Consider the following 11,162-nt stretch of genomic DNA (forward strand, 5'->3'; position numbering starts at 1 on the left):
CGCTGCTTGACAGCCGGTACTGAGAATGATTATCATTCGCTTCATGCGCCTGACTCGGCAACGCGCCGCCATCCTGCGGCTGATCAACCGCTCCGAAGGCCACTGGGATGCCGAGGGGATCGCCACCGCACTCCAGCGCCGCGGAGAGCGGATCGGCATCGCCACCATCTACCGCGGTCTGCAGGCGCTGGAGCGGGCCGGTCTGGTCACCGCGCTGCAGATCGACGGCCGCAAACACTACGAGCGGGCGGACAAGCGCCACCACGACCACCTGATCTGCCTCCACTGCGGCGCCATCGGAGAGTTCTGTTCGGCGGAGATCGAAGCGCTGCAGCAGGAGATCGCCGCCGCCCACCGCTTCATCATCAGCCACCACGCCCTCACCCTCTACGGCCGCTGCCGCCGCTGCGGCGCGCACGACGCCGGCCGGCAGCCCCCCCCCCGACTCCAACCGTGATCGCCGCCGCCCTGATCCTCTTCCGCGAGATGCTGGAGATGGCGCTGGTGCTCGGGGTGCTGCTCGCCGCCACCGGCACGGTTCCCACCGCCCGCCGCTGGATCGGCCTCGGTACACTGGTCGGCGCCGCCGGTGCGGTGGTGCTGGCCGTCTTCATGGAGCAGCTGGAGAGCAGCTTCGACGGCGACGGTGAGTTCCTGTTCAACGCCGTGGTGCTGGCCGTCGCCTCGGCGCTGATCGGCTGGACCACCCTCTGGATGCAGCGCCACGGCCGGGAGATGAGCGCACGCATGCGGGCGGTCGGCGCGGCGGTCCACCAGGGGGAGGCGCCGGTCGCCGCCCTGGCGACGATCGCCGCGGCGGCGGTGATGCGTGAGGGATCGGAAGCGGTCTTCTTCCTCTTCGGCGCGATCCAGGCCACCGACGACGAGGGGTGGGGCCTGCTCGCCGGGGCGCTGCTCGGCGTCGTCGGCGCCATCCTGATCGGCTGGGGGGTCTTCCGCGGCCTGCGCCGCATCCCGCTCGACCGCATCTTCACCGTGGTCAGCGCCCTGCTCGTCCTCATCGCCGCCGGCATGGCCTCACAGGCGGCCTGGAACCTGGTGGCGATCGACCGCCTCCCCCCGCTGGTCGACCCCCTGTGGGACAGCTCGGCGCTGCTCGACCCGGACGGGGTGGCGGGGGGGCTGCTGCACGCGCTGATCGGCTACGATCCGCAACCCTCCGGCATGCAGATGGCCGTCTTCCTCACCGTGCTGCTGCTGCTCGGGACAATGGTGCTGCGTCGCCGACCGGAGCGGGAGCCCCGCTGAATCCAGCCGGTGCTCAGACCGCCCGCATGCCGATCAGCTGAAAGAGCTCCATGCGCGAGGAGGGGTTGCGCAGGAAGGCGCCGGTCAGCTTGGAGGTGGTGGTGATGGCGTTGGGCTTGCGCACACCGCGCTGGCACATGCAGAAGTGGCGCGCCTGAATCACCACCGCCACACCGGCCGGATGGAGCACCTCCTCGATGGCGTGGGCGATCTGCATGGTCAGCTTCTCCTGGATCTGCAGCCGGCGGGCGTAGCCCTCGACCAGCCGCGCCAGCTTGGAGAGCCCCACCACCCGGCCGTCGGGGATGTAGGCGACATGCGCCTTGCCGACGAAGGGGGCCAGGTGGTGCTCGCAGTGGCTGTGCAGATCGATGTCGGAGACCAGCACCATCTCGTCGTACCCCTCCACCTCCTCGAAGGTCTTGCGCAGATGCTCGGCCGGATCCTCGCGATAGCCGGCGAAGTATTCGGCAAAGGCGGCCAGCACCCGCTTGGGGGTCTCCCGGAGCCCCTCGCGATCGGGATCCTCCCCGATGTGGGCAAGCAGCGCCCGCACATGCTCCATGGCCGCGATGTTGGCCGGGTCGTCGATGTCGAAGATGTGATCGCCCATGACCGCCCTCTCTTCCGATGAAAATCCGAACAGCAAACCCTAGCGAAGCAGCGCGTAAGCGGCATCCGCGGCGGCAGCAGGCGCGAGATCGGCGGCAGCCGCGGCCAGGAAGGCCACGCTCTTCGATTGCCGTCAAGCAAAAATCCACGGACGGACTTTTTGCGATCTAAACATTGCTGACCATCGACCTGTTGCGCCACGGCGCCCTGTGCGGCGGCACCCGCTACCGCGGCCGCTGCGACGACGCGCTGACCGACGAAGGGCGGGCGGCGATGGACGCCGTCTGGCACGCCGTCGCCGACTCGGTGGAGCGGATCATCACCTCACCGCTCAAGCGCTGCCGCATCCCCGCCACCGACTGGGCAAAGGCCGCCCGCATCCCACTCAGGATCGACCCCCGGCTGGAGGAGCTCCACTACGGGGAATGGGAGGGGAAGACGATGGCGGAGATCGCCGCCACCCACGGCGCCATGCTGCAACAGTGGCGTCGGGATCCCTCCGGGATGGCGCCGCCCGGCGGTGAGGCGATGGAGAACTTCTACCAGCGGTTGAGCGACTTCTGGCGCCAGTTGCTGGAAAAGGAGCGCGGCCATGTGCTCATCGTCGGCCACTCGGGGGTCAACCGCACCCTGCTGGCCATCGCGCTGGAGACCTCGCTGGCCACCAGCCGTCGCATGCATCTGCCCTATGCCTGCTGGAGTCGGCTCCGGCTGCGCGACGGCGAAGTGCAGCTGCTGTTCCACAACCGGCGACCGCAATCCCCGACGACGGCTTGCCTCGCACCGCCCGGCGCGTAAGCGTGTGGCCGCACACGGCACGACACCGCTACAGGAGGGCTGAAGAATGCTCAATAAAGTCATGCTGATCGGCAATCTGGGCGCCGATCCCGAAACCCGCTTCACGCAAGACGGCACCTGCGTCTCCAACATCCGGGTGGCCACCACCGAACGGTTCCGCAACCGCGACGGCTCTCTGCAGGAGCATACCGAATGGCACCGTGTGACGCTCTGGGGGCGGCTGGGCGAGATCGCCCGCGACTACCTGCGCAAGGGAAGCCGGGTCTACATCGAAGGGCAGATCCGCACCAACAAGTGGCAGGATCGCGACGGCCACGACCGCTACACCACCGAGATCCGGGCGCGCGATCTGAAGATGCTCAGCGGCCGCAACGAGGCCCCCGGCCACCAGCCGACCCGACAGGGGGGCTACGCCCCCCAGCCGGCGACTCCTCCGCAGCCGGCCGCAGCGCCGGACCCCTTCGCCGACGAGGGCGGCTTCGCCGAGATCCCGCCGGGGGACGATGTTCCGTTCTAACCTGCGGAATCCCCACGGCGGCCTGACACACCGCCGGATGGTCGCATGGCCGTAATCCGTACCGCACTGCTGTTGCTGCTCATGCTCGCCTCCGGGCTGGCCGGGATCTCCTACGAGATCCTCTACGGCCGGCTCTTCGGCAACATGATCGGCGACCAGTTCGTCGTCTCGGCGGCGGTGCTGATCACCTTCCTGCTCGGCATCGGCATCGGCGCGTTGTTCGCCTGGCGGCTGCTGCGCTGGCTGTGGCTGATCGAGGGGGCGATCGGCGCGATCGCGCTGCTCCTCGTCGCCGGCCGCGATGCGATCGAATACCTGCTCTACCACGGCTGGCCGATGGCAGGCATCGGCGGATCGCTGCTCTTCTGCTGCACCTTCCTGCTGCTGCCGGCGCTGCTCATCGGCTGCTCGGTGCCGCTCTTCGCCCACCTACTGCAGCGGGAGGGGATGCGCGAGCGCATCTTCTCCATCGTCTACGCCACCTACAACCTGGGGGCGGCGGCCACCGCCCTGCTGATCGAGTTCTGGCTGCTGCGTCGGTTCGGCATCGGCACCACCATCATCCTCTTCGCCGGGGTCAACCTGACGGTGGGGCTGCTGCTCTTCCTCCTCTACCGCGACGAGCCTCCCCCCGAGCAGCCTGCTTCGATCGGCTGGGTCGAGCTCACCGGCGGCGAATGGCTGGCGCTGCTGCTCGCCTCGATCGCCTCGGCCGCCTTCCAGCTGTGGGCGATCAAGATCGCCGAGATGGTGCTCGGCCCCTTCCGCGACTCCTTCGCCATCGTGCTGGCCATCGTGCTGACCGGACTGGTGCTCGGTGCGGCGGCGGTCCGTCTCTGGCGCTGGCGGCTGACCACGGTTTTGGCGCTGGCCGCCGCCGGCATGATCGCAAGCGGGCTGCTGCTCCAGCCGGTGATGACCGGCTATGCCTGGATCTACCACCTGACCATCGACCACCTGGCAGCCAACACCCTGCTCAAGATCACCGCGCTCACCCTGCTGTTGCTGCTGCCGGCCACCGCCTTCGGCGCCACCATTCCCGCCCTTCTGCGCGACGAGGAGCATCTGGCCCACGACTCCGGCCAGCTGCTCTTCGCCAGTGCGCTGGCCAACAGCGCCGGCTTCCTGCTGATGACCCTGCTGCTCCACCGCGCGCTGGCCTACGGCGGCCAGCTGCTGGCGCTGATCGCGCTCACCCTGATCGCGCTGATCGCCGCAGCCGATGGTCGGAGGCTGCGCGCCATCCTCACCGCCGGGGTGCTGGCCTGCTGCGCGCTGCTGGTGGTCGGCCGCTGGTGGAACGAAAACCTGCTCTACATCGGCCACACCAGCTTCGAGGACCGCGACGATCTGGCCTGGAACCTCGATCGGTTCGACTTCGCCGACGCCTGGCGCGGCTTCCAGGACGTCTTCTCGATCAGCTGGATGGATGGCGACCCCTACTTCTTCATCAACGGCTACATCTCCATCCCACTCAACAATCCGTCGGAGAAGGTGGTCGGCGCGGTCTCCTCCATCTTCGCCCCGCGCCTCGACCAGGCGCTGGTGCTCGGGCTGGGCAGCGGCGCCACCGCCTCGGCCGTCGGCCGCTTCTTCGGCCACACCGACGTGGTGGAGATCAACCCGGTGGTGCGGGCCAACCTCTTCCGCATGCGGCGCTGGAACTACGACATCGAACAGAACCCACGGGTAGCGATCCATGTCGACGACGCCATCCACTTCATGCGGATCGCCCCCGCCCCGCGCTACGACCTGATCCTCAACACCGTCACCACACCGCTCTACTTCAGCTCCTCCAAGCTCTACTCCTCCGACTTCTTCCGCGACGTCAAGCGCAACCTCAAGCCGAACGGCCTCTACGTCACCTGGATGGACTCGCGCATCGGCAATCGAGGTGCCGACATCATCCTACGTACGCTGCAGGGCTCGTTCCGCCACTGCGCGCTGCTCTACATCAAGTCGGCCTACTTCCTGCTGCTCGCCTCCGACGCCCCGATCCGGGCCTTCCACCCCGATCTGGCGGCGCAGGATCCGCTGGTGCGGCGCGATCTGTGGCGCCACCGGATCAACGCCGCCTGGCTGCAGTACCAGCTGCTCACCACCGACGCCTGGCGGCTGATCGGCGACCGTCGCGCACCGCGCAACACGCTCGACCACCCGGCGCTGGAGTTCGCCATGAGCGGCGGCCGTGAGCACGATCTCTCCCGCTTCCGCAAACGGCTCTACCACGCGATCCGCCACCATGCCATGCGCGCGGCGGCGCTGCCCGGGGCGGTGTGGGATCCCGGCGCGGCCGTCGTCCACGCCCACCGGATGTTGCACGACTCCACCATCTACCACCGCGTGCGCGACACCCTCGCCGCCGAGGAGCCCCGCCTCGTGGCGCGCTGGAACCACGCCCTGCTGGTGCAGGACCGCATGGCGGTGGCCTTCGCCCCCACCGCCGAACACTTCTACCGGCTGGGCAAGCGGCTGCTCGACCTGCGCCGTTACGGCAAGGCGGCGGAGGCCTTCCGCCACACCCTGCAACTTGACGAGCGCTACCACAACGCCCACTTCAACCTCGCCGCCTGCAACGAGGCGAAGCATCGGTTGGAGGCGGCGCTGCGCCACTACCGACGGGAGGTGGAGCTCGAACCGGAGGATGCCGAGGCGGTCTACCGCGTGGCACGGGTGCTGGTGAAGATGAAGCGGATGAAGCAGGCGGCCGACTGGTTTGCCCGGGCGGAGGCGATGCGCAGGAAGCAGCCCCCATCCTTCTACTACTACCGCGGGCTGATGGAGGCCGCATCCGGCGCACGCACACAGGCGATCGCCGACCTGACCCGGGCGCTGGGCATCAACGAGGCCGACCGCGACATCCTCGACCTGCTGCTGCGGCTCAAACGCGAACAGGCCGCCGCCCGGTGAGCCGCCCCGCCCGGACGGCGGGGTGCCGCTTCACCGTCACCGCCGAAGACCCCTCCTCGTTCGCCCGCTGCGGTCGGCTGGAGCTGGCCCGGGGCGTGATCGAAACCCCGGTCTTCATGCCGGTCGGCACCCAGGCGACGGTCAAGGCGATGACCCCGCGCGACCTCACCGAGGAGATCGGCGCACAGATCATCCTCGGCAACACCTACCACCTGATGCTCCGTCCGGGCGCCGAGGTGATCCGTGCGCTGGGCGGCCTGCACCGCTTCATGGGCTGGCCGGGGCCGATCCTGACCGACTCCGGCGGCTTCCAGGTCTGGTCGCTGGGCAAGCTCTGCCGCATCGAGCCGGAGGGGGTGCGCTTCCGCTCGCACATCGACGGATCCGAATGGTTCCTCGGGCCGAAGCAGAGCATGGCGGTGCAGCAGGCGCTGGGCAGCGACATCGTCATGGCCTTCGACGAATGCACCCCCTACCCCGCCACCCGCGACGAGGCGGCGGCCTCCATGCTCCGGTCGATGCGCTGGGCGGCCGACTGCCGGCGCCACCTGCCGCCGGATGGAGGACAGGCGCTCTTCGGCATCGTGCAGGGCGGCATCTACGGTGACCTGCGGCGGGAGAGCCTGGAGCGGCTTGGCGGGCTGGAGCTCGACGGCATCGCCATCGGCGGCCTGTCGGTGGGCGAGCCGAAGGAGGAGATGCTGGCCGTGCTCGATGCGCTGGCCCCGCACCTGCCGAAGGAAAAACCGCACTATGTCATGGGGGTGGGCACGCCGCAGGACCTGATTCGCGCCATCGACCGCGGCATCGACATGTTCGACTGCGTCATGCCGACGCGCAATGCGCGCAACGGCACGCTGTTTACCGACCAGGGCAAGATCAATATCAAGAACGCCGTCCACCGGTGCGATCCGGCGCCGGTGATGAAGGGTTGCACCTGCTACACCTGCCGCCACTTCTCGCGCGCCTACCTGCGCCATCTCCACATCAGCGGCGAAATCCTGGGCGCAAGGTTGAATACGCTGCACAACCTCCACTACTATTGCGCGCTCATGCGCCGGGCCAGGGCGGCGATCGCCGATGGAGACTGGCCGCGGTTCCGGGACGATTTCCTGCGCTCCGGGCGGTGACCCCCCGCGGCCGCCCGCCATCCGACCAACCCCTTTCCCACGAGGTAGAGCCATGATGCGACAGACAACGGCGGCGGCACTACAGCTGGTTGCCGTCCCGAATCTCGCCTTCGCGGCAGGCGGCCCGGGCGCGGCGGGAGGCGCCGCCGGCGGCTTCGCCTCCCTGATCCCGCTGCTCCTGATCATGGCGATCTTCTATTTCCTGCTCATCCGGCCGCAGCAGAAGCGCTACAAGGCCCACCGGGAGATGATCTCCGGCCTGAAGAAGGGGGACCGGGTGATCACCGCCGGCGGCATCTATGGCAAGGTGGTCGACGTACAGGAAGAGCAGCTCAAGGTGGAGATCGCCGACGGCGTACGGGTGCGCATCAAGCGCGACACCGTCTCATCGCTGGCGGATTAGGCCGATGCACTCCTTCGCCCGCTGGAAGTACTGGCTGATCGCTGCCGTGCTGCTGGTCTCGCTGATGGGGGCGCTGCCCAACGTGATCCGCGTGCCGGGCTGGTGGCCGGGGATCCTCAGCCATCCGCTCAACCTGGGGCTCGACCTCAAGGGCGGAGTCCACCTGGTGCTCGACGTCGACGTGGAGAAGGCGGTGGCCCGCAGTGTCGAGGAGGATCTCGGCCTGGTGCGCCGCCTGCTGCGGGAGAACCGCATCCGCTACCAGCGGCTGGAGGCCGAAGGGCCCCTGCTCACCGTGACGCTGCGCGACCCCGCCGACGGGCCGGCGGCGGAGAAGCTGCTCGATGACCAGCTTCCCACCTACTCCATGCGCCGCAGCGGCGCCGCCATCCGCCTCACCCTCGACGAGAAGGAGGCGGAAGAGATCCGCAAGTTCGCCGTCGATCAGGTGATCGAGGTGGTGCGCAACCGCATCGATGCGCTGGGCACCACCGAGCCGGTGATCGTCAAACAGGGCAAACGGCGGGTGCTGGTGCAGATCCCCGGCTACGAGGACACCGCCCGCGCCAAGGCGCTGATCGGTCGCACCGCGCTGCTCGAGTTCAAGCTGGTCGACGAGAAGGGAGACCTCGACAAGGCGCTGGCCACCGGCCATCCGCCGCCGGGGGACATCATCGTCTACGGCAAGAAGGAGATGCGCGGCGGCAAGCTGGTCGCCCAGCCCTACCTGCTGAAGAAGCGCACCGAGCTCTCCGGCAGCGAGGTGGCCGACGCCCGCGTCTCGATCGACTCGCGCTTCAACGAATATGCGGTGACGCTGAAGTTCAACAACAAAGGGGCGCGCCGCTTCGACAAGCTGACCAAGGCCCATGTGGGCGAGCGCTTCGCCATCATCCTCGAAGGGGTAGTGCAATCGGCGCCGGTGATCCGCGAGCGGATCTCCGGCGGCACCGCCCAGATCACCGGCAACTTCACGCCGCAGGAGGCGCGTGATCTGGCCATCGTGCTGCGCGCAGGCGCCCTGCCGGCGCCGGTGAAGGTGGTCGAGGAGCGCTCCATCGGGCCGAGCCTGGGGCAGGACTCGGTCGAACAGGGGGCCGAATCGATCGTGATCGGCGCGCTGCTGGTGCTGCTCTTCATGGCGGTCTACTACCGCGCCTTCGGCCTGATCGCCAATGTGGCCCTGCTGTTCAACATGCTGCTGATCGTGGCCGCGATGAGCATGATCGGCGCCACGCTGACCCTGCCGGGCATGGCCGGCATCGTGCTGACCATCGGTATGGCGGTCGATGCCAACGTGCTGATCTTCGAGCGCATCCGCGAGGAACTCCATCTGGGCAAGACGCCGCTGGCGGCGATCGACGGCGGCTACGACAAGGCCTTCTCGACCATCGTCGACGCCAACATCACCACCCTGATCGCGGCCATCGTGCTGTTCCAGTTCGGCAGCGGCCCGGTCAAGGGGTTCGCCGTCACCCTCTCGGTCGGCATCCTCGCCTCGATGTTCACCGCCATCACCGTCACTCGAGCGATCGTCGCGCTGACCGTCACCCGCGGCGGCCGGCGGCCGGCCCGGCTGAGCATCTGATCCCGGAGCCCTCCCATGCAGCTGATCCCCCCCGACATCGACATCGACTTCATCGGCAAACGCAAGATCGCCTTTCTGCTCTCCGGACTGATGGTCGCCGCCTCGATCGTGCTGCTGGTGGTACGCGGGCTCAACTTCGGCATCGACTTCACCGGCGGCACGCTGGTCGAGGTCCGCTTCGCCACGCCGCCGCAGATCGCCGAGGTGCGCAAGGCGATCACCCCGGCCGGCTACGGCCAGGCGATCATCCAACGCTTCGGCGCGCCGAATGAGATCCTCATCCGGGTGCAGAACCGGGAGGGAGAGAAGTCGTCGGTGATCAGCGCCAGGGTTCTCGATGCGCTGAACCGCCATTTCCATGCCAGCCCGGTGGAGATGCGGCGGGTGGAGTACGTCGGGCCCCAGGTGGGCCGCGAGCTGACCCGCGCCGGCATCATGGCGGTGCTGATCGCCATGGTGGCGATCCTGCTCTACGTCACCTTCCGCTTCGAGTTCCGTTTCGCACTCGGCGCCGACGCCGCGCTGCTGCACGACGTCACCATCGTGCTCGGCCTCTTCTCCCTGACCGGCAAGGAGTTCACCCTGCCGGTGGTCGCCGCCCTGCTCACCGTGATCGGCTATTCGCTCAACGACACCATCGTGGTGTTCGACCGCATCCGGGAGAACCTCGAGGCAAACCGCAGGCGCAAACGGCGACTGGACGAGATGACCGTCGCCAACCACTCGATCAACCAGACGCTCGCCCGCACCCTGATGACCTCGTTCACCACCCTGCTGGTCGTCTTCGCCTTATTCCTCCTAGGCGGAGCGGTGATCCACGACTTTGCCTTCGCCCTGATCGCCGGCATCCTGGTGGGTACCTACTCCTCCATCTTCGTCGCCAGCCCGATCATGCTGGCGCTCAAGGGGATGTTCGACCGCGAGAAGGAGGAGGCGGCCATCCGCGAGCTGGAGGCGCGCCCCTGAGTGGCGTCGCCTTCCGGGCCGACGTCGGCATCGATCCCGACGCCGGCGTGCCGCTCTTCCGCGGCTACGCGTCCGACTACTTCCAGGTGGGCGCCGCCCGCATCGACAGCAGCCTGATCATCCATCAACTGCAGCTGGAACGCCCCTGGCGGCTGGAGCGGTTCGAGCGGATGACCACCGACCACCTGGAGTGGCTCACCGCCGAGCCGCCGGAACTGTTGCTGCTGGGCAGCGGCCGCACCACCCGCTTCCCCCCGCAGGCGGTGTGCGACTGGCTGCGGCAGCGGCGGATCCCCTTCGAGAGCATGGACAGCCGTGCGGCGGCGCGCACCTGGAACATCCTGATGGGGGAGGGCCGGCGCGCCTCCTGCGCCCTGCTGCTCCCTGGGGCCTAGGGGCGGCGCCCGATGCCCTACGAGCTGTCGGTGACCACCGAGTTCTCCGCCGCCCACTTCCTGCGCGGCTACGACGGCGACTGCGCCCGGCTGCACGGCCACAACTGGCGCGTCAAGCTGACCGTCACCGCCGATAGCCTCAACGAGCTCGGCATCGCCATCGATTACAAGCGGCTCAAGCAGGAGCTCAAGGCGGCGCTGGCCGACTGGGACCACTACAACCTCAACGACATCCCGCCGTTCGACCGCATCAACCCCTCCAGCGAGGCGGTGGCGCGCGAGCTGTTCGGGCGCATGCGCCGCCGGCTGCGCGACGAGGGGGTGCGGGTGGCGGCGGTGGAGATCGGGGAGACCTGCGCCACCCGGGTCTGCTACCGGGAGTAGCCGGGAGCGGGTGAGCCGGTCGAGCGTCACGGCCATGGTGCTGTAGTCAAGCAGGAGGTCCACGGAGGGACTTTTTGCGATTCCATCACAAATGATGGTTTCGCAAGAAACCATCATCGCGACCATGGAGGGTCGCGCAAATCCGGAGGTTGCAGACGCAACCGACGGATTTGTAAGGGGATCGAAGACC

12 protein-coding genes are annotated in these 11,162 nt (G+C 68.3%); 11 read left to right on the forward strand and 1 reads right to left on the reverse strand.

The genetic code is table 11. The features are described 5' to 3' along the window. Nucleotides 1-43 precede the first annotated feature (43 nt). Both D6682_00395 and D6682_00400 read left to right on the forward strand, forming a co-directional pair. Complete coding sequence (locus D6682_00395) at nt 44-457, forward strand: transcriptional repressor (GenBank protein RMH53004.1); 414 nt, start codon at nt 44-46, stop codon at nt 455-457. Continuing rightward, nucleotides 454-1,269: an iron permease gene (locus D6682_00400; protein RMH52992.1), complete on the forward strand. Its 816-nt coding sequence runs from the start codon at nt 454-456 to the stop codon at nt 1,267-1,269. Before D6682_00395 ends, D6682_00400 begins: the two co-directional genes overlap by 4 nt. A gap of 13 nt (nt 1,270-1,282) precedes the next feature. On the opposite strand, the gene folE is transcribed toward D6682_00400, so the two are convergent. Then, the gene (folE, locus tag D6682_00405) at nt 1,283-1,882 is read right to left on the reverse strand and encodes a GTP cyclohydrolase I FolE (GenBank protein RMH52993.1); all 600 of its coding nucleotides are present in this window, start codon (nt 1,880-1,882) and stop codon (nt 1,283-1,285) included. 173 nt (nt 1,883-2,055) lie between these two features. On the opposite strand from folE, the gene D6682_00410 reads away from it, so the two are divergent. The 9 genes from D6682_00410 to queD are packed head-to-tail and all read left to right on the forward strand — an operon-like array spanning nt 2,056 to nt 10,972. Beyond that, nucleotides 2,056-2,679, forward strand: coding sequence for a histidine phosphatase family protein (locus tag D6682_00410; protein ID RMH52994.1), 624 nt, complete (start codon nt 2,056-2,058; stop codon nt 2,677-2,679). A 46-nt stretch (nt 2,680-2,725) separates the two neighbouring features. Then, nucleotides 2,726-3,196, forward strand: coding sequence for a single-stranded DNA-binding protein (locus D6682_00415; GenBank protein RMH52995.1), 471 nt, complete (start codon nt 2,726-2,728; stop codon nt 3,194-3,196). A gap of 45 nt (nt 3,197-3,241) precedes the next feature. Beyond that, on the forward strand, nt 3,242-6,106 hold the full coding sequence (locus D6682_00420; protein RMH52996.1) for a spermine synthase: 2,865 nt from the start codon (nt 3,242-3,244) through the stop codon (nt 6,104-6,106). Then, the gene (locus tag D6682_00425; protein ID RMH52997.1) at nt 6,103-7,236 is read left to right on the forward strand and encodes a tRNA guanosine(34) transglycosylase Tgt; all 1,134 of its coding nucleotides are present in this window, start codon (nt 6,103-6,105) and stop codon (nt 7,234-7,236) included. Before D6682_00420 ends, D6682_00425 begins: the two co-directional genes overlap by 4 nt. A gap of 55 nt (nt 7,237-7,291) precedes the next feature. Continuing rightward, nucleotides 7,292-7,639 carry a preprotein translocase subunit YajC gene (gene yajC / locus D6682_00430; protein ID RMH53005.1) on the forward strand — a complete coding sequence of 116 codons (348 nt, stop codon included), beginning with the start codon at nt 7,292-7,294 and terminating at the stop codon, nt 7,637-7,639. Nucleotides 7,640-7,643: 4 nt separating this feature from the next. After that, a complete protein-coding gene (gene secD / locus D6682_00435) occupies nt 7,644-9,227 on the forward strand; it encodes a protein translocase subunit SecD (protein RMH52998.1) in 1,584 nt (527 codons plus the stop codon). 15 nt (nt 9,228-9,242) lie between these two features. After that, entirely contained in the window at nt 9,243-10,193 is a 951-nt protein-coding gene (gene secF / locus D6682_00440; protein RMH52999.1) for a protein translocase subunit SecF, read from the forward strand. Next, nucleotides 10,190-10,588 (forward strand): hypothetical protein, encoded by a 399-nt coding sequence (locus D6682_00445; GenBank protein ID RMH53000.1) that lies wholly within the window; start codon nt 10,190-10,192, stop codon nt 10,586-10,588. The genes secF and D6682_00445 overlap by 4 nt, the downstream gene beginning before the upstream one ends. Before the next feature lie 12 nt (nt 10,589-10,600). Continuing rightward, a complete protein-coding gene (gene queD, locus D6682_00450) occupies nt 10,601-10,972 on the forward strand; it encodes a 6-carboxytetrahydropterin synthase QueD (GenBank protein RMH53001.1) in 372 nt (123 codons plus the stop codon). Nucleotides 10,973-11,162: the final 190 nt, after the last annotated feature.

The sequence above is a fragment of the Zetaproteobacteria bacterium genome, assembly GCA_003696765.1.
Lineage (GTDB): Bacteria > Pseudomonadota > Zetaproteobacteria > Mariprofundales > J009 > RFFX01.

Bases quoted from the DNA above. Each gene is read 5' to 3' on its own strand.
- folE (RMH52993.1), bottom strand. From the start codon at position 1,882: ATGGGCGATCACATCTTCGACATCGACGACCCGGCCAACATCGCGGCC.
- secD (RMH52998.1), top strand. From the start codon at position 7,644: ATGCACTCCTTCGCCCGCTGGAAGTACTGGCTGATCGCTGCCGTGCTG.
- queD (RMH53001.1), top strand. From the start codon at position 10,601: ATGCCCTACGAGCTGTCGGTGACCACCGAGTTCTCCGCCGCCCACTTC.
- secF (RMH52999.1), top strand. From the start codon at position 9,243: ATGCAGCTGATCCCCCCCGACATCGACATCGACTTCATCGGCAAACGC.
- D6682_00415 (RMH52995.1), top strand. From the start codon at position 2,726: ATGCTCAATAAAGTCATGCTGATCGGCAATCTGGGCGCCGATCCCGAA.
- D6682_00395 (RMH53004.1), top strand. From the start codon at position 44: ATGCGCCTGACTCGGCAACGCGCCGCCATCCTGCGGCTGATCAACCGC.
- yajC (RMH53005.1), top strand. From the start codon at position 7,292: ATGCGACAGACAACGGCGGCGGCACTACAGCTGGTTGCCGTCCCGAAT.
- D6682_00420 (RMH52996.1), top strand. From the start codon at position 3,242: ATGGCCGTAATCCGTACCGCACTGCTGTTGCTGCTCATGCTCGCCTCC.